General features: G+C 37.6%; 27 protein-coding genes. 16 read left to right on the forward strand and 11 right to left on the reverse strand.

The window, feature by feature from the left end:
* Positions 1–60: 60 nt before the first annotated feature.
* From G7051_RS12265 to G7051_RS12280, 4 genes are all read right to left on the reverse strand, one after another.
* Positions 61–432, reverse strand: coding sequence for a hypothetical protein (locus G7051_RS12265; RefSeq protein ID WP_166200673.1), 372 nt, complete (start codon positions 430–432; stop codon positions 61–63).
* 186 nt (positions 433–618) lie between these two features.
* Positions 619–2,013, reverse strand: coding sequence for a WG repeat-containing protein (locus G7051_RS12270; RefSeq protein ID WP_166200675.1), 1,395 nt, complete (start codon positions 2,011–2,013; stop codon positions 619–621).
* A 41-nt stretch (positions 2,014–2,054) separates the two neighbouring features.
* Complete coding sequence (locus tag G7051_RS12275) at positions 2,055–2,627, reverse strand: phosphatase PAP2 family protein (RefSeq protein WP_166200677.1); 573 nt, start codon at positions 2,625–2,627, stop codon at positions 2,055–2,057.
* Positions 2,628–2,691: 64 nt separating this feature from the next.
* Positions 2,692–3,309, reverse strand: a complete 618-nt coding sequence (locus G7051_RS12280; protein WP_166200679.1) for a DUF4230 domain-containing protein — start codon at positions 3,307–3,309, stop codon at positions 2,692–2,694.
* 211 nt (positions 3,310–3,520) lie between these two features.
* Between G7051_RS12280 and G7051_RS12285 the strand changes: the two genes are divergently transcribed.
* Positions 3,521–3,787: a DUF2089 family protein gene (locus G7051_RS12285; protein WP_166115673.1), complete on the forward strand. Its 267-nt coding sequence runs from the start codon at positions 3,521–3,523 to the stop codon at positions 3,785–3,787.
* Positions 3,777–4,388 carry a hypothetical protein gene (locus G7051_RS12290; RefSeq protein WP_166200681.1) on the forward strand — a complete coding sequence of 204 codons (612 nt, stop codon included), beginning with the start codon at positions 3,777–3,779 and terminating at the stop codon, positions 4,386–4,388. The genes G7051_RS12285 and G7051_RS12290 overlap by 11 nt, the downstream gene beginning before the upstream one ends.
* Before the next feature lie 849 nt (positions 4,389–5,237).
* On the opposite strand, the gene G7051_RS18320 is transcribed toward G7051_RS12290, so the two are convergent.
* Positions 5,238–5,363, reverse strand: coding sequence for a hypothetical protein (locus G7051_RS18320; protein WP_255493214.1), 126 nt, complete (start codon positions 5,361–5,363; stop codon positions 5,238–5,240).
* Between the two features lie 320 nt (positions 5,364–5,683).
* On the opposite strand from G7051_RS18320, the gene G7051_RS12295 reads away from it, so the two are divergent.
* Positions 5,684–6,973: a DUF1080 domain-containing protein gene (locus tag G7051_RS12295; protein WP_166200683.1), complete on the forward strand. Its 1,290-nt coding sequence runs from the start codon at positions 5,684–5,686 to the stop codon at positions 6,971–6,973.
* 133 nt (positions 6,974–7,106) lie between these two features.
* Positions 7,107–7,967, forward strand: coding sequence for a patatin family protein (locus G7051_RS12300; RefSeq protein WP_166200685.1), 861 nt, complete (start codon positions 7,107–7,109; stop codon positions 7,965–7,967).
* A 13-nt stretch (positions 7,968–7,980) separates the two neighbouring features.
* Here G7051_RS12300 and G7051_RS12305 read toward each other — a convergent pair whose 3' ends face one another.
* The 3 genes from G7051_RS12305 to G7051_RS12315 all read right to left on the reverse strand — a co-directional run bounded on the left by G7051_RS12305 (position 7,981) and on the right by G7051_RS12315 (position 9,003).
* Positions 7,981–8,220 (reverse strand): hypothetical protein, encoded by a 240-nt coding sequence (locus G7051_RS12305; RefSeq protein WP_166200687.1) that lies wholly within the window; start codon positions 8,218–8,220, stop codon positions 7,981–7,983.
* 90 nt (positions 8,221–8,310) lie between these two features.
* A complete protein-coding gene (locus G7051_RS12310; protein ID WP_166200689.1) occupies positions 8,311–8,532 on the reverse strand; it encodes a hypothetical protein in 222 nt (73 codons plus the stop codon).
* A 48-nt stretch (positions 8,533–8,580) separates the two neighbouring features.
* Positions 8,581–9,003: a GNAT family N-acetyltransferase gene (locus G7051_RS12315; protein WP_166200691.1), complete on the reverse strand. Its 423-nt coding sequence runs from the start codon at positions 9,001–9,003 to the stop codon at positions 8,581–8,583.
* Between the two features lie 372 nt (positions 9,004–9,375).
* Between G7051_RS12315 and G7051_RS12320 the strand changes: the two genes are divergently transcribed.
* The 5 genes from G7051_RS12320 to G7051_RS12340 all read left to right on the forward strand — a co-directional run bounded on the left by G7051_RS12320 (position 9,376) and on the right by G7051_RS12340 (position 14,326).
* On the forward strand, positions 9,376–9,789 hold the full coding sequence (locus tag G7051_RS12320; protein ID WP_166200693.1) for a DUF5856 family protein: 414 nt from the start codon (positions 9,376–9,378) through the stop codon (positions 9,787–9,789).
* Between the two features lie 199 nt (positions 9,790–9,988).
* Entirely contained in the window at positions 9,989–10,639 is a 651-nt protein-coding gene (locus tag G7051_RS12325; protein ID WP_166200695.1) for an NAD(P)-dependent oxidoreductase, read from the forward strand.
* Positions 10,640–10,966: 327 nt separating this feature from the next.
* The gene (locus G7051_RS12330; RefSeq protein ID WP_166200697.1) at positions 10,967–11,323 is read left to right on the forward strand and encodes a hypothetical protein; all 357 of its coding nucleotides are present in this window, start codon (positions 10,967–10,969) and stop codon (positions 11,321–11,323) included.
* Between the two features lie 27 nt (positions 11,324–11,350).
* The gene (locus G7051_RS12335) at positions 11,351–13,954 is read left to right on the forward strand and encodes a hypothetical protein (protein ID WP_166200699.1); all 2,604 of its coding nucleotides are present in this window, start codon (positions 11,351–11,353) and stop codon (positions 13,952–13,954) included.
* A gap of 114 nt (positions 13,955–14,068) precedes the next feature.
* Positions 14,069–14,326 carry a GlsB/YeaQ/YmgE family stress response membrane protein gene (locus G7051_RS12340; RefSeq protein WP_166200701.1) on the forward strand — a complete coding sequence of 86 codons (258 nt, stop codon included), beginning with the start codon at positions 14,069–14,071 and terminating at the stop codon, positions 14,324–14,326.
* A gap of 77 nt (positions 14,327–14,403) precedes the next feature.
* Here the strand turns inward: G7051_RS12340 and G7051_RS12345 are convergent, their stop codons facing one another.
* Complete coding sequence (locus tag G7051_RS12345) at positions 14,404–14,790, reverse strand: VOC family protein (RefSeq protein ID WP_166115694.1); 387 nt, start codon at positions 14,788–14,790, stop codon at positions 14,404–14,406.
* A 252-nt stretch (positions 14,791–15,042) separates the two neighbouring features.
* On the opposite strand from G7051_RS12345, the gene G7051_RS12350 reads away from it, so the two are divergent.
* From G7051_RS12350 to G7051_RS12375, 6 genes are all read left to right on the forward strand, one after another.
* Positions 15,043–15,756, forward strand: coding sequence for a histidine phosphatase family protein (locus tag G7051_RS12350; protein ID WP_166200703.1), 714 nt, complete (start codon positions 15,043–15,045; stop codon positions 15,754–15,756).
* A gap of 40 nt (positions 15,757–15,796) precedes the next feature.
* The gene (locus G7051_RS12355; protein ID WP_166200705.1) at positions 15,797–16,522 is read left to right on the forward strand and encodes a head GIN domain-containing protein; all 726 of its coding nucleotides are present in this window, start codon (positions 15,797–15,799) and stop codon (positions 16,520–16,522) included.
* 644 nt (positions 16,523–17,166) lie between these two features.
* A complete protein-coding gene (locus G7051_RS12360) occupies positions 17,167–17,400 on the forward strand; it encodes a hypothetical protein (RefSeq protein WP_166200707.1) in 234 nt (77 codons plus the stop codon).
* 16 nt (positions 17,401–17,416) lie between these two features.
* The gene (locus G7051_RS12365) at positions 17,417–18,109 is read left to right on the forward strand and encodes an HAD family hydrolase (protein WP_166200709.1); all 693 of its coding nucleotides are present in this window, start codon (positions 17,417–17,419) and stop codon (positions 18,107–18,109) included.
* A complete protein-coding gene (locus tag G7051_RS12370) occupies positions 18,106–18,726 on the forward strand; it encodes a chloramphenicol acetyltransferase (RefSeq protein WP_166200711.1) in 621 nt (206 codons plus the stop codon). The genes G7051_RS12365 and G7051_RS12370 overlap by 4 nt, the downstream gene beginning before the upstream one ends.
* 123 nt (positions 18,727–18,849) lie before the next feature.
* Positions 18,850–19,869 carry an AI-2E family transporter gene (locus tag G7051_RS12375; protein WP_166115706.1) on the forward strand — a complete coding sequence of 340 codons (1,020 nt, stop codon included), beginning with the start codon at positions 18,850–18,852 and terminating at the stop codon, positions 19,867–19,869.
* A 20-nt stretch (positions 19,870–19,889) separates the two neighbouring features.
* Here the strand turns inward: G7051_RS12375 and G7051_RS12380 are convergent, their stop codons facing one another.
* On the reverse strand, positions 19,890–20,405 hold the full coding sequence (locus G7051_RS12380; protein WP_166200713.1) for a DUF2867 domain-containing protein: 516 nt from the start codon (positions 20,403–20,405) through the stop codon (positions 19,890–19,892).
* A 185-nt stretch (positions 20,406–20,590) separates the two neighbouring features.
* Here G7051_RS12380 and G7051_RS12385 point away from each other — a divergent pair, with 185 nt between their 5' ends.
* Positions 20,591–20,929, forward strand: a complete 339-nt coding sequence (locus tag G7051_RS12385) for a YegP family protein (protein WP_166115709.1) — start codon at positions 20,591–20,593, stop codon at positions 20,927–20,929.
* A 165-nt stretch (positions 20,930–21,094) separates the two neighbouring features.
* On the opposite strand, the gene G7051_RS12390 is transcribed toward G7051_RS12385, so the two are convergent.
* A complete protein-coding gene (locus G7051_RS12390) occupies positions 21,095–21,703 on the reverse strand; it encodes a hypothetical protein (protein WP_166200715.1) in 609 nt (202 codons plus the stop codon).
* Between the last annotated feature and the right edge of the window lie 131 nt (positions 21,704–21,834).

Consider the following 21,834-nt stretch of genomic DNA (forward strand, 5'->3'; position numbering starts at 1 on the left):
AAGCCTTAAAGGTTAAATTCCTTGAAGGCTTTTATACTTATTGTAAACTATATGAGATAATTATTTCAATTTCTTATCTAATTTAGATGCTTCGTCTTTCACATCTTTCTTAGTATCTTTTACTACTTCTTTTGTTTTATTGGCAGCGTCTTTAGCTACATCTTTTGTTTTATCAACAGCATCTTTGGCGACGTCTTTAGTTTTGTCAACTGCATCCTTAGCTCCTTCTTCGATTTTATTACCTGCTTGGTCTACAGATGCGTCTGTAGCATCTCTTAGGCTGTCAGCTGTTGTTTGAATAGTGTTTCCTGCCGATTCTAGTGTGTTTTCAACATCAGCACCTGTTTTATCTGCGTCTTTTTTAGCTCCGTCACAAGCAACAAATGATAATGTTGATGCTAATGCAATTGCCAATACATAAATCTTTTTCATTTTCTTCAATTCTTTTATTTTAAAATATTTGATAACTTCTGTAGTTATAAAACACAAGTTGAAAATAAAAGTTCAGAAGAATTTAGAATTTTTTTTATAAAAAACGGGATATAGGTATAAAACGATCAAAAATTGGTGATTAGGTGTTTGATTTAGGACAATTATAATTGATACTTTTTATCCTTTTTATTTGGCTGGATAGGATTGTACGACAAACATACCATCCGAATAAGACGCTATTTCATTATAAATGAAAGGTATGATTTCGTTGCCTTGCATATCAATCACGCCCCATAATTTGTCTTTCTGAGCGGCTATGAAATTAGAATCCGATAACCTGTTCAATGCCTTGTATACAAATGGCACATGCGTGTTCCCTTTGGTATCTATAATACCCGATTGTAGGTTCTGAGTTGCAATAAAGTAGTTTGGGTCTATATTTTTTATTTGGTCATAAAGTATAGGTATAATAACTTTTCCGTTGTGGTCTATGACTCCAAATTTATTTTTATTGCCAACAATAGCATATCCATTTTCGAAATTTTGTGCAAAATCGTATTTAGGAGCTATTACAGTTTGTCCGGAAGTATTTAAAAAGCCATATTTTTGGTTGAGTAAAGCTAATATTTTGCCATCTTTTACCTCTCCGAGTCCATCATATAAGCAGGGGATGATAAGCTTCCCTTTATTGTTGACCATTCCGTATTTATTCGGCCCATATAAAAAAGACGTGTCTTGCCTTACTTTTGCATACCCATCCTTGAAATCGTAGATCCGGCTATATTCGCAAGGTATAAGCTGCTGCCCTTTTATATTTATTACTCCTGTTTTATTATCTCTGGATATTCGGCTTAGCCCATTATTAAATACCAGATTATACTCCATCGTTAACGAGGGATTGATCTCGTTTCCTTCGATGTCTACTATTTTGTATGTTACGATTGTTTCCGGCGAATTTATATTCAGATACATGGCTGCCTGATCCGAAACTGTTTTTTTCCATATACCTAAATATCCGTTGTTGAGATCGCGTACTCCGTAACCCGGAAAAGAATATACATCGTTGTTATTTCTGTCAATAATTTTCTGCTCGCTTTTGTCCATGCGAGTAATTATGATGTATCTGTTGTCTCCCGAATAGGGTACTCCTATCGACTTGCTGAAGGGTACAGTCGCTTTTCCTGTCGAATCGACCACACCAAACAAATAGTTGTCATACACCAGAAACGTTCCTTTGAAATAATTGATAACAGATAAATTTTTGATAGGTATAATAGTATCGTTTGCCGTGTTTATCACTCCGTATCTGTTTCCTTTTGAGACCACAGCCATTCCATCTTCAATATCTTTTATTTCATCATATAGGCACGGTACGGTTTCTTTTCCCGAAGTGTCGATAAGACCCACTTTCCCTTTTTTTGTTACTTTGGCAAACCCATTTCTGAAGCTGTCGATATGGTCGTATATTATGGGTACAATCTCCTCGTTATTTCTGTTGACGACTCCATATTTATAGCTGCTCTGTGCTTTGGCACAAAGTACAGAGAGGAGTAGAAAAGTGAGAATAACTATTTTTTTCATTGTCTGATTCGAGAGATTGCAGTATAAATAAGGTTGATCCCTTAATTAATAGTCTGGCTTGTTTTTTTATTGCGATACATTTGATATAACCAATCTGAAATCCATCCGGTGAGTAATCCGAACAAGATACCGCATATAATGTCGAGCGGATAATGTCTGCCTACATAAATACGGCTGTAGGCTACTGTCATAGCCCATGCGAAGATAACGATACCGTAGTATTTGTTTCTAAAGTATAGTGTACTGAATAATGCCAGGCATATCGAGTTGGATGAATGTGCCGAGAAAAAGCTGTAATGATTGTCGGGATCGCCTAACTGGTGAATGATATCCTGCAAATCGGGTTCGTTGGATGGGCGGGGACGCATAATCAGTATTTTAATAATGTTATTCGTAATACTATTCATGGCAACACCCATGAGCATAAAAACGGCTGCACGTTTACCCCATATCCTGTCGCGGTATATCATAAATACAATAATAGATACACATATCAGCATCCAGGCTGTATAAGTACTGACTGCATACATAATAGGGTCGAACCATGGATTATGTTTGCTGTTGAGGTAGAGAAATAAGTCTCTGTCCCACATTGGGAATGTTATTTGCAGCATTTATCTGATGAGGCTAGTTAAAAATAAAAACTATTTAATTATGTATTTAAACAGTTCTGTAATATTAATGCAGATTAATTTTTGATCGTTCGGGATTTGAACTACTATCGGGCGATTTAAAACCGATGTATATTTTTGTAAATCCCATTGCCCGAAGTATAGGTGTAAGCACCTTGATCGTATTTTCACGGCTTTCTTTTTCGATACCCATATTTTGAGCCTGTTGATAAATTTGTTGTTCCGCATTCTTGTAAGCGTCTTCAACTATTTCGGCACTTTCCCATAATCCATACTCCATATTATATACACGCGATCGCGAATGATCTATTTTATAATGACATATTTCGGGAAAGGGGAGCATCAGGCTTATAGAGTCTCCTTGGGTTACAATATCGTTTTCTCCTACAATGGTAAGGTCTACGCAGGCAATCACTTCACCTACAATTTTCAATGTTGCTTTGGAGTTAGGCAACCACTGACGTACTTTTTCGTATTCCATCATGTCTTGTATGTTATACTTTACGACCTCCAGTTTTCCCATTTCTTCGATTTGCTGCACCACCATAGTATGTGATACAATCGTACGCTCGTCTTTATTGTCCGATTTCAAAAGGTAGATAATCAGAGCAACAAGCCCCAGTATTATAATAAGAATGCTTAACGGAATCAGCTTTTTTTGCATAAATAATTTTTGATCAATTGATTGTGACAAAGATACAAAAAAACGAATCGTCGTTTATATGCACAACTATTTCTAGCTAAAATTAATAATTATTCAGTATGTATAATATTGGTATTTGTTGAGTATAATTTATTTATTATTGAATAATATTTATTTTTATTTGAATAATGTTTAAAAATGTATTACGTTTGTAGCGTAAAAATGAAATATTATGAAGTTACCCAGTCAATGTCCCAGCTGTCAGGCGCAGCTAAAAGTCAAGAGTTTGAAATGTGAGAATTGCGATACCGAAGTTATCGGGTTGTATGATCTGCCCGTATTGGCTCGCCTTTCGTCGGATGATCAGGAGTTTATTCTGAAGTTTATGAAAAATAGCGGAAGCCTGAAAGATATGGCTAAAGACCTTAATTTGAGTTACCCTACCGTACGTAACTTATTGGATGAAGTAATCGAAAAAATTATACAGTATGAAAAATAAAGAAGTTCTTTCGTTGTTGATTAATCCTTTTGTGCGTATAGCCGGAGGTAAAGCCTTATTGATAGGTATAGTGGTATTTGTGGTTTCGATATTATTGGCGTATTGCGGCAATATGGTGTTTGATGGAGTAGTGGATGCCCATTTCAACGATAATGCCAATTTGGGGAGAGCACTACTTGTTCCTTCAATTGCTCTTGTTATATTCATTGTGACACTGTATCTTACAGGGCGTCTGCTAAGTAAATCATCTATTCGGTTTATAGATGTTGCCGGAACAGTAACGTTGGCACGTACACCATTTATATTGATTTCATTAGCGGTACTTATTCCCGGTGTGTATGATTATAATATAATTATTACTCAAAATTTACTTGCTCAGAGTTATTCGGAAATTACTGTTATGCAATGGATTGTGTTCTTTTCGTTTTTGGCTGTCTCTATGATTGCTGCCATTTGGTTTGTGATCCTTGCATATAAGGCTTTCTCCGTTTCTTGTAATATAAGTGGTGCTAAGGGGATAATGGGGTTTGTTGCAGCATTGCTATTTTCGGAGATTGTAGCGGCTATTGCAATTTATCAGTTGTCGAAGTGTTTCTTTTAATATAGCATTATGAATAATGTCAATCAGTAGTTGGGATTATATGTTCAATTATTCTAACGCACCCTTTGGGTTTGTTTTTCATTTTGCCTTGATGCAAAACGAAGCAAAAGATCAAGACTGAGCCTTTTGCCCGACCCGCTACGGACTCGAAAGCTAAAACAAAAGAAAAACGTTTATTATTGATATCCTTTTGTTTCTTAACGCTTTCTTCATCCAGCGGGTACCCCGTGCAAACGCCAAGGTCGGGAAGCCTGACGGATAAAAACCATTTGCAGGCGTCAGCCCCGGTGCATCAGAGGCACAGCCGTTGGCTGACAAGCGAAGCAGGCGTAAAACTAAACGTGCCGATAGGCAGAAGGTTTAGTTTAGCCTGTAAGCTTTAGGTCAGACAGGCGAGCCACGCAGCACAAAGCCTTTTTTATTCCTTTTGCGGCTTTGGGCAAAAGGAATACAAGCAATCTTCGATTGCGCGTAGTAAAAGACAACTAAATTGAACATTAAACATAACAGATCAACTACTGATTCGCATGAATAAAGATAAATAGAAACTCCGGTTATGCTTTATCTTTACATTCTGTTGGCAAATAGTGTGGTTGGCATTAGCTTCGGAGTTATGTATATAAAACGTGGTCTCGAATGTGCAATGATAGCCCACTTAATGACACATGTTGTAATGCTTATTCTCTTATGATACGATTCTTTATAATAAAGAAACCTGCTCTTTTTATTTAAAAGAGCAGGTTTGTATTTTATACACGTACTATTTGAGCGAATTGGCACTGCTTATTGCTGAGACTTCATGGTGACAATCAGCTATTTTTTTACCAAATGAATAAGAAACATGACCATTTAAATGAAATGGATGGCTATTTTCTTTTTCTTCTCCTGTTTCTTTTTTAGACCATACACTACCAATGCAGCAGTGCCTGCTGCTATCGCCACCGAAACTAGTAATAGAGTTGTTTTTTTATCCATAATTTCTAATTAAGTAAAAGTTATACTTTAATGCGATGCTTTAAAGTTATCACTTACAATCATAGTTATATCCGAATGGGTAATAAAAAGACTTATGACCTTATTGATCCATCCTTGTTGTAAAGGTACAAAAAAGAAACATATATTTCTAATTTTAGACGTTGTTTAAATTTCGGAAAAAGGCATAAATATTCAGAATTCGAAGCGAGAAACGCATAAAAGAATTTTCGCCTCAGTCAACTCTTTCTTTTTCTTGATTAGTTGCAACCATCAGATTTTATTATCTTTACCTAAACTTGTATTAACTAAAATCTTAACCGATGAAAATTATTTCGAAAAAGACAGCTTTAAAAAGCATGTTTGTTCTGAGTATTGCAGCTTCGGCATTATTTACTTCCTGCGGAGCTAAAGAGCAAAATACATTAACAAAACAAGAGGTTGCCGATGGATGGGAGCTTTTGTTTGATGGTAAAACAATGGACGGATGGCGTGACTACAATGGTACTGACCTTACTCAGCCTTGGCATGTAGTGGATGGATGCATTCAGGCAAAGGGTGATGGTAGCGATGCCAGCGGATACATTGTAACGGACAAACAGTATGAAAATTTCGAATTGTCTTGGGACTGGAAACTGTCGAAAGGTGGAAACAGTGGTATGATATATCACGTTGTAGAACGTCCTCAGTTTAATGTACCTTATGTAACGGGTCCCGAATACCAACTTATTGACGAACCTAATTTTCCTGAACCATTAGAAGATTGGCAGAAGCTGGGAGTGGATTATGCAATGCATTTACCCGATACATCGTTGATGAAAGTAAATCCTTATGGAGAATGGAACAACTCTAAAATAGTATTTAACAACGGTCATGTTGAGCATTGGCTCAATGGTGTGAAAATCCTCGAATTTGAAACTTGGACAGATGATTGGTTTGAACGTAAAAACAGTGGAAAGTGGGCACATGCTCCTGAATACGGATTATCCAAAAAGGGTGTGATCTGTCTTCAAGATCATGGTTCGCCTGCATCGTTTCGAAATATCAAAATAAAAGAATTGCCTCGTAAAACGAAAGAGGTCGATTTGTTCAACGGAGTAGATCTTAAAGGCTGGGATAAATATGGTACCGAATTGTGGTATGTAAAAGACAGTCTGTTGATTTGCGAGAGTGGACCCGACAAGCAATACGGTTATTTGGCTACACGTGACTATTACGATGATTTTGACCTTACCGTAGAATTTAAGCAAGAGGCAGACGGTAATTCGGGAGTGTTTTTCAGATCTTTTGTTGCCGACACTGTTAAGGTAAACGGTTGGCAGGTAGAAGTTGCTCCTAAGGGACACGATACAGCCGGTATATACGAATCGTACGGTCGTGGTTGGTTGGCACAGATACCCGATGAGAAAGAAACTATTTTGAAAGAAAACGATTGGAACACCATGCGCATAAAAGTACAGGGAGACAGTGTGACTACATGGCTCAATGGACAGGAAATGATCAGTCTGAAAGATGATAAAATAGGAGCAGGACAGGGACGTATTGCTCTGCAGATTCATGATGGAGGAGGTATTAAAGTATTGTGGCGTAATTTGAAATTGAAGACGTTATAATATTAGTATTATCAAGTAAAAATATAAAAGAGATCGCTCCCGGAGTGATCTCTTTTTTGCAGGTATATCTATTATCTGATAAAATGTTGCTTGTTTCTCCATACATTTTGTATTTTTGTATCTATTCGACACTATGATAATTAAAGAATCAAAATCAGCAAAATTAGATATAGCCAACATGGGGCTTGTACTCGAAGGAGGGGCATTGAGAGGTGTCTTTACCTGTGGGGTACTTGATTGGATGATGGATAACGATATCCGTTTCCCCTATGTAGTAGGCGTGTCGGCCGGAGCGTGCAACGGAGCATCCTATGTTTCGGGGCAACGGGGCAGGGCTCGTTACAGTAATATCGAATTGTTGGATAAGTTTCAATACATAGGTTTGAAGCATTACCTGAAAAAAGGCAACTTTTTGGACTTCGATTTGCTGTTTGATGATTTTCCAAACCGAATATTACCTTTCGATTTTGATGCGTATGCATCTGCGGGAATCTGTTTTGAGATGATTGTCAGCAGTTGTCTTACAGGAGAGGCGGAATATATGGAAGAGTATTCGGATCACGAGCGTCTATTACAAATACTGAAGGCTTCGAGCAGTATGCCTTTATTCTCTCCCGTATGTTATGTTGATGGTACTCCTATGTTAGACGGTGGTGTGTGTGATTCTATCCCTGTTGAGCGTTGTTTGACAAAAGGATATGATAAAATGCTGGTGATATTGACTCGTAATGCAGGTTATCGTAAAAAAGAAGCCGGATTGAAACTACCCCGTTTCTTTTATAAAAAATATCCCGAAATGCGTAATGCAATCAATCGTCGCAACGAAATATACAATCAGCAGCTCGAGCGTGTCGAAGAATTAGAACAGCAAGGCAAGGCTATCGTTATAAGACCGATTGAGCCTATGACTATCAATAGAATAGAGAAAAACACAAACGTATTAATTCATTTTTACAATCATGGTTACGAATGTGCAAAGCTGATGCTAGGATAATAAAGTCTTGATTTTATGTGTTGTGTGGCATCATAGATACAATAAACTTCATATACAGAGCCATACATCCTAATAATACCAATAGTTTGAAGCCTGTGACAGCTATAATCAGGCCGGCTATCTTGAAACCTCTTTTTTCTTTTGCAAAACCCCAAATAAGAACTACTATACCTGCCAGTAGAATAATACTGAATGGTATGGCATAGACCATTAAAATAGAGTTTAGCATCTCCAGGCTGTTGTTACTTTCCATAATAGAACAAATTATAAGATTTTATGATAACGATTTTCACTGAAAATATTGATGTCTGAATGCATTCTTGCGGATTCAGCCTTTAGTTATTTATGATATAGAAATTATAAAATTAAAATACAGAGCTATTGCTAACTCTATGAGCAATAACTGAAAACCGATTGCTACGATAACAAAGCCTGCCAGTTTTAATACTTTTTTTTCTTTAGCATATCCGAATACAGTTACAATTATTCCTGCTATAAGGAGTAAAAAAACGGGAACCGAATAAACCATCAATATGGTGTTTGAGACTTCAATATCGTGATTCATAAGTAAAAGAAACTGTTTAATGAGACGTTGTTCTGAATGTTATTTATTTTATAACTTTTTCTCGAAAAATCTTTGAATGTGAGTGTATCCCTGTCGTTCATAAAAACGATGGGCATCGCTGCGATGTGCCATGCTGAATACATTTATATGGTCACAACCTTTTTCGAGGGCAACCTGACAGGCTTTTTCTTCGAGTTGGCGACCAATACCTTTGCTGCGTATACTGCTGTCGACAACAAAATATCCTATCTCGCAGAAGTTTTTTTCGAAAGCCAGTTGTATCGAAAAATGAAGTGTAATAAAACCTACAATCTGGTACTTATCTTCATATACATATACTGCATCCCCCACACTATTTAATAGGAGTTCGAGCTTATCTTGTACGTGTTTTGTTGTCAATGGGTAGCCCAATTGCTCCAACATATCTCTGATGGCTTGACTATCAGTTATCTCTGCATTTCTGATGGGCATAAGCTTTTGTTCTGTTATATATCGAATTGTAAATATAATTTTTTTCGTTGGTATTTCCTGCTTATTCCGTAATAAAGAAAGCAGAGAAAAGAACTCCGCTAAATCTTGACATTTCAAAATTATTTTGTTATATTTGTCTATATGGTAGTAAAAGCAGTATTCTCATCTATGAATATTATGGCATTATCAATAAATTTGATGTTTTTAGCGATCTGTCTGTAACCTTTTGTTCTTTAGAGAAGTATATGCTGAATGTGTTTTTGTCGTTTCGCGATCAAGGTAAATTAACAAATGAAAATGCGTTTTTTATGAACAAATCTATCCGCAAAACGTTTTATAAGTAATAAATATAAACAATTAAATCAATAAATTATGAGTACTACAACAGCAAAAGAAAAGGCAGTAAAAGGACTTAACGGTTCAGCTGCTGAAGTAGGTGCATTTTTAGGAAAAGTGGTTTCTTTCAATAACAGTCTTAAATTATATCACTGGCATGTAACAGGTGCTGGTAGTTATGCTAAACATATTGCATTAGACCAGGCTTTAGAAGGTTTAACGGAAGCTACCGACCGTTTGGTTGAAACTACATATGCTATGGCAGGCGATATTACTATCGTTATTCCTGAAACTAAAAATCCGGCAGATATTGTAAATCATGCATGTGGATTTTATGATGTGGTTGAAGATGCACGTAAATATTTTTCAGAAGCATTTACACAAGCAATTATCGATGACTATCATGAAGCTCTTCAACAATTGCTTTACAGATTGAAAAGATTACAATAATATAGAATCGGGTCTAAGACCTTATTTTAATTATTAAAATATAAACAGTTGGCTTCTCCTAAGGGGGAGGTCAATTGTTTTTTTTATATATCCGGTTTGTAGTGTTAATGTTTATTTAAAAACAGGCTGACCATCATCTATTTTGAGCTTTAGGTTGTTTTATCGAGACATTCCATAAACATTATTAAATGTATTGATTATGAAAAATATTGTATTGATTGGAGCCAGTGGTTTTGTTGGGTCTGCACTTCTTAAAGAAGCACTAGAACGTGGATACGCTGTAAAAGCAGTAGTGCGTAACCCCGAAAAAGTAAAAGTTGAAAACAAACATCTTCAACTCATAAAAGCAGATGTAACCGATGTGAAAAAGCTGGCAGAAATAGTAAAAGGAGCCGATGCTATTATAAGTGCATACAATCCGGGGTGGAGTAATCCTTCTATTTATGATGATACACTTAAAGGATACAGGGCGATAATAGATGCAGCGAAACACGCAGGAGTATTGCGTTTGCAGGTTGTTGGCGGAGCAGGAAGCTTGTTGGTAGCACCGGGTAAAACGGTATTGCAATCGGGAGTTATACCCGATGCCATCAAACCCGGAGTAGAATCGTTGGCTAAGGTATTGACCGATTATCTGCTACCCGAAAAACAATTGGACTGGGTGTTCTTTTCTCCTGCGGGGACTATAGAGCCGGGCGAAAGGACTGCCAAATACCGTTTGGGAAAGGACAATTTGATTGTTGACGAAAAAGGTAGCAGTAAAATATCGGTTGAAGATTATGCTAAAGCTATGTTGGATGAATTGGAAACTCCTCAACATCATCGCGAGCGTTTTACAATAGGGTATTAAGCTATTTATTATAGAAAGATGAAAGTGCATATGCAGTCGGAATAAAAATATGCACTTTTTGTTTTGAATTTTTTGAGAAAACTTGATAATCAAAAATATTGATTATATTTGCCTCTCTAATAGTAAGCATTGATAAGAAAATGACATACGGTTTAACAAACATATTTGCTAATAATGATCTAAATTTTAACGATTTAGGTTTGGCTATGTGCGTTGAAATATTAGAGAGAGAGAGAGAGAGAGAGAGAGAGAGAGAGAGAGAGAGAGAGAGAGAGTAATTTAACTCTAATACTATTATTATTAGCCGGTTTTGGCGAAAAAAACCAGATGTGTCACGATGACATATATGGTGTGTTCCTACTTTTATATTTACCCAATAAATTCATAAATAGTTGTGCCGATAAGCTTTATCGTGTAACTGATTTGTTTAGTGTTGTCGTTTATAATTGGCACGAAGCTAAAACTTATCAAGGGCATAACTATGTCCGGCAATGGTGTGTAGTGATTACACGTCATTGCTTTTTTTATGTTCACAAACCTGATAAAAACAAATTGAGTACCCCTGAAGGTCAATACGTTGATGCCATGTGTCAGCGTAGATTGATGTGTGGCGACTTAACCTATTGCAGAACTGATAACATCGAAATTCAACACACTAATAATAAATGTTTAATTAAGTTTTAACAAGAGCACTAAATAATTTTAAAAAATATGAAAAGAAAAATTTTATCTATCGGAGTTTTACTTCTAACGGGTGGAATAACATATGCACAAGTCGGTGTAAATACCGAAGATCCTAAAGCAACATTTGATGTGATGCCTACCAACACAGGAGCGTCAACGGCTGAAGGATTTATTGCACCCCGATTGACACGTACTCAAATAATAAGTAAGGATACACAATACGCATTACCTCAAACGGGTACAATTGTATATGTTACAGACTTATCGGGATCTACAACGACCAAGACAGCAAAGATAACTCAGATAGGTTATTACTATTTCGACGGTACTTTGTGGCAGCCATTCACTTCTTCTGCTGTAGCCAGTTCAAATCCATGGTACAAAGTGGGTACTGCACTGCCGTCGACATTGAATACCGATGATTCGTACCTGACAGCTAAAACGGTTATTGGTGGAAATACCATTGCCTCTATCAATGGAGGAACAAACAATGCTCAACTCACAGTAGTGGGAGAAGATGCTTTCATTAATGGAATAACTGTGGGGAAAGGTTCGGGTGGAGCAAGCTCTAGCACCGCAGTGGGTGCCTCGGCATTAGAATCTGTCAGTTCATCCGGTAGTTTAAATACAGCAGTGGGGTCGCAAGCGATGCAGTATGCAGCAACAACTTCGGGTAGCAATACCGCAATAGGGGCTGCTGCATTGCGGGGTACTGCATCTAACTCATTTTCGGGAAACACGGCAGTTGGTAATGGTGCTATCCAATTAGTAACTAGCGGAAGTCAAAATACAGCTATGGGTTCTGTTGCTCTTTTTAGAAACACATCGGGTAATAACAATACCGCAATAGGATGGAACGCTTTGCTAAACAATTCAGCAGGGAATTATAATACAGCTTTAGGTTCTTCGGCATTATTAAGGACTACAGCCTCTGATAATATTGGGATAGGTTTAAATGCCGGTTCTGATTTAACAACAGGAGGCAACAATCTTATTATAGGAACAAATGCGCAAGCCCCTACTGCTACAGCCAGTAACCAGATGAATATTGGTAATGCTCTATTTGGAATTACAAGCACATCCAACTCTACTCCCGGACGTGTGAGTATCGGTAAAACAGCTCCTGCATCAGGCGTATATTTAGACGTAGCCGGGTTAACTCAAATAACTGGAGCCAATACATTGAGATATGTAGATGGGAATCAGGCAGCAGGAAAGGTTTTGGTGTCTGATGCGTCTGGTAATGCTTCGTGGGGTACATTACCTGCTGCTACTGTAACTACTGCTAATAATGGTTTGACAATGAACGGTACAACTACTCAATTGGGAGGAGCTTTGACCCAAGCGACCAGTATTACCGGAGCAAGCCTACTTACTTTAGCTACCCCGACTACCGTATCGGGAGCACTTCAAATAAGTAGCGGTACTCCCGGAGCGGGTAGGGTGTTAACATCTGATGCCAGCGGAAATGCTTCGTGGGGTACATTACCTGCTGCTACTGTAACTACTGCCAATAATGGTTTGACAATAAACGGTACAACTACTCAATTAGGAGGAGCTTTGACCCAAGCGACAAATATCACGGGAGCAAGTCGACTGACATTAGCTACCCCAACTACCGTATCGGGAGCACTTCAAATAATCAGTGGTACTCCCGGAGCGGGTAGGGTGTTAACATCCGATGCCAGCGGAAATGCTACGTGGGTTGCACCTACTGTAACTACTGCTAATAATGGTTTGACAATGAACGGTACAACTACTCAATTGGGAGGAGCTTTGACCCAAGCGACCAGTATTACCGGAGCAAGCCGGCTTACTTTAGCTACCCCGACTACCGTATCGGGAGCACTTCAAATAAGTAGTGGTACTCCAGGGGCTGGTAGGGTGTTAACATCCGATGCCAGCGGAAATGCTTCGTGGGGTACATTACCTGCTGCTACTGTAACTACTGCTAACAATGGTTTGACAATGAACGGAACAACTACTCAATTGGGAGGTGCTTTGACCCAAGCTACAAATATCACGGGAGCAAGCCGACTGACTTTAGCTACCCCGACTACCGTATCGGGAGCACTTCAAATAAGCAGTGGTACTCCAGGGGCTGGTAAAATATTAACATCGGATGCCAGCGGTAATGCTTCGTGGAATCAGCCAAACGTATTTCAGTCACCCATGTTTCCGTCTGCCTCTGGTACATCTTATAATGGATCTTTAGCATCAAATATTAATAGTGGTATAAGTGTAACTTTACCTGCTAATTCAACGTGGATTATACATGTCGAACAATTGATACGATTTAACAGGTCTTTGAAAACATACCAATCTGGTGGCAATATATTGAGTGAGGGAATATGGGTCAGAATGAATTGGTCCGACACTCCTACAGGAACTGCATCTGCTGATATTCGTGGAGGACAGTTAATTTCTGCAGCTTGTAATCCGGGTATTAATTATCATATGCTTATTGGTGATACGGTTCTTAGAAATACTTCAGCGGCAAGTAAAACTTACTATTTAACAACATCAAAGATCGATACATCTTCTCTAGACCCTAGTAGCCCGATTACTTTTGATGGATTGTTCTTCCCGTGGAGTGAAAATACATTGTATGCGATTCCGACTAATAATTAATCAATAGAATTAGGCTCTGTCCTTTAATTTAGATAAAGCTGATAGTTTGCAATTAATTATCAGCTTTATTTTTTTCGTAAATCAGATTATATGACAATAAAATCGATATAAGATATGAGAGATCTATTTCTTTTTATAGGTATAGGAGTTTTTGCCGGATTTGGAGCGTGGATAATTACTCGCCAAAATACTTATAAGCAATTATTGATTCGGATATTAGTTTCAGGCTTTGGATCATTAGGAGGAGGGTATGTTGCCAGAACTTTGAATTTTACACAGTCCAACGATCTTTTTATAGCTAGTCTTGTTTTTTCAGTAATAGGAGCTATTCTTCCAATTCTTATTGTATATCTATTGAAAATTAATGATTAAAAACAATAGCCCAATTCTATTATAATGCCATGTCGTTTAATCAGAGATTAACACTGTAATTTTTTGATTTAGATGAATCATATTTCGTATAGCTCGAGAGGTAAGCCGTCGGGATCGAAAAAGAAAGTAAATCGCTTACCTGTGATTTCGTCGGTGCGAATAGGTTCTGTTTTTACATCAAAGCTGTTGAGATATTCAACGGCTTTTTCTATGTTTTCGACCGTAAAAGCCAGATGACGCAAACCCTGAGCTTCGGGGTAAGAGGGACGTTTGGGGGCATCGGGAAACGAAAATAGCTCGATCTGAGACCTGTCGTCTATCCTTAAATCCAGTTTATACGATTGACGCTCGGCACGATACGTTTCGTGAATAACCTCGAATCCCAATATGCGGGTATAAAAATCTTTAGACACTCCGTAATCCGAACAGATGATGGCAACGTGGTGTATGTGCGAAAATTTCATGTTTTCTTGATTTGTGAGGATAAAGATAAATAACTAAAATAGATAATGATGCAAAACGAAACAAAAGATCAAGACTGAGCCTCTGTAATAACCCGAGCGATAAAGGGTTCAGCAACCTTATAAACAAAGATTGGGTTGTTTATTGAACTTGTTCTTTTCATGCCCGACAAAAAAGAGTTACCTTTGCAATGATCTATTGAGAGTCTCAAATCTCGTAGAGGAAAAGATTTTTTTACTATATATACATTGATTATGAGTTCAACAATTACTTTCTATATTGCCCGACATGGTAAAACATTATTAAATACATTAGATCGTGTACAAGGATGGTGTGATTCGCCTCTTACACCTGAGGGAATAGAAGTTGCACAGTTTTTGGGTGCAGGATTACGCGATGTCCGTTTAGATGCAGTTTATTCGAGCGATTTGCGTCGTACTCGCCAAACAGCAGAAGTGGTATTGGGCGAGCATGGACAAACAGAGCTGTCTATCAATGAAGTTTTCGGATTTCGTGAGGCGTGTTTTGGTAGCTTCGAGTCCGATTTTAATGCGAAGATGTGGGGAAATGTAGCACTGTTTCTTCAATATGTGAAGATGGAAGATATGTATCGTGACGTATTTCATGGAAAGATATCAAACAAAGAAGCTTTGGATGTGATAAGTAAGCTCGATCATATGGGATTGGCTGAAACTTTCGAACAAGTTGAGCATCGTTCACAAAAAGCTTTGCGCGAAATTGCAGCACAAGAAGCATCCGAAGGAAAAGATAAAAATGTACTTGTAATAGCTCATGGTATGAGTATTATTTGTATGTTGCAAAACTTAGGAGGGAAGGAACTGCTTAAAGGACATCTCGAAAATGCGGCTGTATGCAAAGTAACTTACCGTGACGGTAAATTTAGTGTGCAATCGATGGGAGATATGTCTTATGTGCATGCAGGCAGGGAGCTTGGAGAGAAAAAATAATTTACAAAACATATTCATTACAAATTTAAATCGTACGTGTATGAAAAAAACAATACATACATTGGTATATATCTGTTGTGTAGCCGTATTGGCTCTGACATCGTGTAAGGGAAAAACCGTTCAGGGTGACGGAAATGTGATCAGTCACGAAATTCCCGTTGAAATTTATAGCGAGATGAAAGTCGAAGGAGCTATTGATATTGTATATAATGCAAAACCCGATGAGGCCGCTTATCTGCGTATCGAAGCCGATGACAATATTATCCCACTTATCGACGTGAAGGTAAAAGGACGCTCGCTGACTGTTAAAGCCAAAGAAAGCATCAATCCAAGCCGTTTTGTTATTTATACCAATTCGCCCAGTTTGAAATATATCGAGAGCAAAGGGGCATCGAATATCAAATTGCAGGGAGCAATTGCTGGAGACGAACTGAAGATAGAAATGAAAGGTACGGGTAATTTCACCGCTGATAATCTGGTGTACGATAAAGCCGAATTTCAATTGAAAGGATCCGGAACTATGGACATGTCGGGGCAGGTTCATAAAGCTAAAATCGAAATCTCGGGAACGGGAGACGTTAAAGCTGCGGGACTTGCTGTCAATGAAATGGAAGCCAATATCAAAGGTAGCGGCAATATCGAGGTCAATGTTTTAGATAAACTGAGCATCGATATCAAAGGCAAGGGAAATGTTGCTTATAAAGGCAATCCACAAATTACCAAGCAGAATATTAAGGGTGCTGGTATGGTAAAAGTATTGCAATAAAACTGAAATGATTATATAAAAAGAGCATCTTCGGGTGCTCTTTTGCTTTTTATCAAGGCCAGGTATTTTATAAATACCCCTTAATCTTTATATTTGTATGAGTTATGTCAATCAGTAGTTGGGATTATATGTTCTATCAAATTGTCTTTTACTACGCGCAATCGAAGATTGCTTGTATTCCTTTTGCCCAAAGCCGCAAAAGGAATCAAAAAGGCTTTGTGCTGCGTGGCTCGCCTGCCTGACTTAAGCTTGTGGTCTAAACTAAACTTATTGCCTTACGGCACGTTTAGTTTTACGCCCGCTTCGCTTGTCAGCCAACGACTACTCCACTGATGCACCGGAGCTGACGCACGTAAGTGGCTTTCGCCCGTCAGGCTTCCCGACCTAGATGGTTGCACGGGGTACCCGTAGGGCGAATGAAAGCGTTAAGAAACAAAAGGATATCAACGATAAATGTTTTTCTTTTGTTTTAGCTTTCGAGTCCGTAACGGGTCGGGCAAAAGGCTTAGTCTAGATCTTTTGTTTCGTTTTGCATCAAGGCAAAATGAAAAACAAACCCAAAGGGTGCGTTAGAATAATAGAACATTAAACAAAACAAATCGACTACTGATTCGCATGAATACTAATCTATATAAGTAAAGAATATGGATGAATTATTGGAATCTGTTGGTAAAGCAGCAGGCGAAATACTTGTAGAGTCGGCTTTCACTTTAGTGGTTGGCGAAAATAAAGAAAAACCGGAGGATGAAAATCCTAAAAAGAACGAAGAAGTTAAAGAAAGTAATATTTCCGACTATGTGCTGCTGTTTGTAGGAGTGCTCATTGTTATAGCACTTGTCGGTAGTTTTATAGCTCTTTTGTGGCTCTTTGTATTTTAAAGAAATTAACTGTTAAATGAAAAATATAGATACAATTGCATTTGATGCAGATGATACCCTATGGGTAAATCAAACCTATTTTGATGAAACCGAATATCGCTTTCGTGAATTACTCGAAGAGCATTTACCTTATGAGAAGATTTCGGAAGAATTACTTAAGATCGAAGTAGATAATATGTCTATCTATGGATTTGGAGTAAAAGCCTTTACCCTGTCGATGGTGGAAGCCGCTTTGAAAATCTCAAATTATACGATTGAACCAAAAGTAATTCAACAGATAGTCGATTTAGGTAAAGAAATTTTACTGAAACCTATTGAACTGCTCGATGGCGTCAACGAAGTCTTGAAGATGCTTAGTGGAAGATATCGTTTGGTAGTAGTAACCAAAGGCGATTTACTCGATCAGGAACGTAAACTCAGAGCTTCGGGTTTGGAACACTTTTTTCATCATATCGAAATAATGAGCGATAAACAACGAAACGACTATCGTAAGCTGTTTAAAAATCTCGATTGTAAACCCGAAAATTTCCTGATGATAGGTAATTCTCTCAAATCCGATATTGTACCTGTTTTGGAACTCGAAGGGCATGCTGCTTACGTGCCTTTTCACAGCACATGGGCACACGAAAAGCTCGAGGATAAAGTGATACACCCTAACTTATTAAGAATAGAAAAAATAACCGAAATACTTCCTTACTTGATACAATGAAACAAAAAATAGACATAGAAAACTGGGTAAGAAAAGACCATTATTTATTTTTCAAGAATTTTGACGAACCATTTTACGGCGTCTGTGTGAATATCGATTGTACGAATGCTTATCAAAGAGCTAAAGAATTGAAAACATCTTTCTTTTTATACTATCTCCATAAATCGACACTGGCGGCAAACAGAGTAGAAGCATTCCGTTATCGTCTTGAGGAGAATGATGTATATCTCTATGATGTCATTGATCCTGAATCTACGGTTGACCGCCCGAACGGCACCTTCGGATTCAGCCACATGGATTTTCACGAAGATTACGATCAATTTGCGGCTGAGGCTTCGAAGGTTATCGATAAAGTTCGTAATAGCACGGGAATAGATCTTTGTGCTGCCGTTAATGCCATACATTATTCGGCTGTGCCTTGGATCAATTTTACATCCCTTTCTCATGCACGTAACTTTTCGAGACAAGACAGTTGTCCTAAAATATCATTTGGTAAAATGACCGAAACCAGCGGTAAACGTTCGATGCCGGTGTCTGTTCATGTACATCATGCACTGGTCGACGGAGTACATGTTGGGCAATATATTGATGAATTTCAGAAATTGATGAACGAATAACCTGTTTGATATGTTTATACCTTGTGCTGTAATTACTCTTCGAGGGTATTAGATAGGCAGAGTAAGTGTGGCTGTTACTTTGCAGGGCACACAAACCAAATAATTATCTAACTTATAAATAGTATGACAGACTCTAAAGAGCAATATTGGAAGTATTCATTACTGGTTATCATCGTCGTTCTGGGTGCAATCGTATTCAAAGAAACATTACCGTTTTTAAGTGGAGTACTGGGTGCCTGTACCATTTATGTTATGGTACGCAGGCAAATGAGCTATTTGGCGGAAACAAAGAAAATTCGGCGAAGCATTGCGGCAACTCTTGTCTTATTGGAAGTGTCACTTTGTTTCCTTATTCCGGCATTCTTTGTTATCTGGTTATTGGTTAACCGATTGCAGGCTGTAAATCTCGAGCCCAGTGTCCTGATCAAAACCATTCAGCACTTTATTGACCTCGTTCACCAGAAAGTTGGATATGATGTGATGAGCAGCGATAACCTGAGTATGATAACATCTCGAATTAGCGGCGTTGCACAAATGCTCGTAGGACAAATCAGCTCGTTTCTGATCAATTCTTTTGTACTTCTTTTTGTCTTGTATTTTATGCTGCTAGGAGGTAAAACGATGGAATCGTACGTATATGATATATTGCCTTTTAAAAATAAAAACAAAAAAGAAGTAATCAAGTCTGCCAAAGTTATGGTTACTTCCAATGCAATAGGTATCCCTCTTTTAGCCTTAATACAGGGATGTATCGCTATGATTGGTTATCTGATATTCGGAACACCAGACCCCGTTATTTTTGGTTTTCTGACTTGTTTTGCAACCATTCTGCCGCTTATAGGTACAGCACTCATCTGGCTTCCTTTGGCAGTATATCTGGCATTGACAGGAAATGTGGCAGGGGGAATCGGTTTGGCTATATATGCAATAGTGGTAATTTCTAATATAGATAATCTGGTACGTTTTCTTTTACAGAAAAAACTGGCCGATACCCATCCGATGGTTACCATCTTTGGAGTTGTATTAGGATTATCGTTGTTTGGGTTCTGGGGAGTAATATTCGGACCTCTCTTGCTTTCGTTGTTTCTTTTATGCTTCGATATGTTTAAAAGAGATTATATCGATAGCGAAGAGCCTGATTGAATCTGTTATGAATTGGATAATCACTGTTTTAGTTTCTTGAGAACAGATTTCAACATTGTTTTTACGATAATGCAATGAAAGGGATATATAATAAAGAAATAGGCTCGTCCTAATAAATTATGGAACTTAACCAGAGTTGACACAGTAACCTGTTTATCGCTCTCGTTAAGTTCTTCTATTTTGATAGATAAATACATAACCAGATGTTTGTCGTTGGCACACAGTATAGTCTCTTCGTCTGATTTGGCGGCGATACTCATAAACTTGAAAGTACCGCCTGTTCGTATAGATTTTTCAAGCTCCTGTTTGTTTCCCTTATTTCCACCTTGTATTCCGAAAGGTTTTACGAGAATATCCCGAAGTTTAAAGAGAGAGTCAACCCATTTAGGAGGAGCAGTCCAAAAGGCTACCATAATATGGTCGGCTGTTATCTTTTGAATACTACTGAAATTGCACTGAAGACATTCGGTATAATTGGCGGGCAGATATTGATTTATAAGATCCGTTTTTGATATTTGAGTTTTTCTTATCTTCATTTTGAAAGTTTTTTTGTAGCTTAAATATAGCATATTTTGGCTGTAGTAAAATAAATCAACTCTAAAAAAATACATTACAGACAAATAATCCACCCTGCAATCTTATTCTATTGTGAACATATTTTAAGACATCTTTGTTTAACTAACAAATCAATAGAATGCTAACTTAAATCAAAGCAAAAGATATGGGAAAGTTTGAAATAGTAAAAAGAAAAAACGGAGAATTTCAATTCAACCTAAAAGCCGGTAACGGTCAAGTGATTTTAACCAGTGAAGGCTATACAACAAAAGCGAATTGTCAGAACGGCTTGGATTCAGTGAAGAAGAATGCTAAAGACGATGCTCATTACGATAGAAAAGAAGGTGTAAATAAAAAATATTACTTTAATTTAAAAGCTACAAATGGTCAGATTATAGGAACCAGCCAGATGTATGAGAGCGAAGCAGGTAGAGATAAAGGTATTGAGTCTGTGAAAAATAATGCTCCTGATGCTCCTGTTGCCGATCTTACCATCGAAATATAATAAGGTCTGAGCCTCTGTTTTCTTTGGTGGCTGTAATGTATTCTATTGCTGCTTAGGAAAATTAATTTAAGAATTTGTGTTACTTATATATTTTTTGGAATGAAGCAGGACAGTCGTAAAAAAACTAGCCTGCTTTTATTTTTCTGATATTAACCTATTATGTGTTTATCGATTAGTAAGGGCACTCTGATAAGCATCGTAGTAGGGTGTAGAAACGAATGGAGCTTTGGCGAATGAGGGGTCTTGTAGTTCTTTCATCGCAAACATATCGTCACCTATCATCCATGGATAAAAACCAATGTAGTTTTTCAGCAAAAAGAGCAATTTATTATCAGTCTCCTGTTGTACTCCGTTTAGAAATATTTCGTTTACCTGATAACCGCCTAAGCAAAGAATATCTTTACGCCCGTCTTTATATTTTATAACTGCGACCAATCTGGCATCCAATGTTGATGGCGACTGAGCAAGTTTTAGAGAATCTATTCTCGATTTAATATCTTCTATCTTTATAGAATCAACTATATGAGCATCCAGTACACCCTTTCGGTCTTTATCAAATTGAGGAATATTTAATTTGATCTCTTCGGGCTTTACAGGAGTTTGAGACTCTACGAGGTAATTATAATATAAAACAGAAATAGAGTCGATTCGGCTGTCGATTTTGGCAGTAACCTCAGGTCTGCCCTCGTTTGTCGCATTTTCTTTTTGTTTATTGTTACAGGCTGTAAACGATAATAATAGAATGAAAATGAATAGTAGGGAATGATTCTTCATATCTCGTAAATTAAATAATTGAACGTATTTAATAATAGGTCAGTTTATAGATTATTCGTTAATGAGTTCGCAGTCATGAATATCTGAGATTTGTTTATTCGTCAACTGTTTTTATTATGAAAACATATCAG

This window comes from Dysgonomonas sp. HDW5B (assembly GCF_011299335.1).
In the GTDB taxonomy this organism is placed as follows: domain Bacteria; phylum Bacteroidota; class Bacteroidia; order Bacteroidales; family Dysgonomonadaceae; genus Dysgonomonas_A.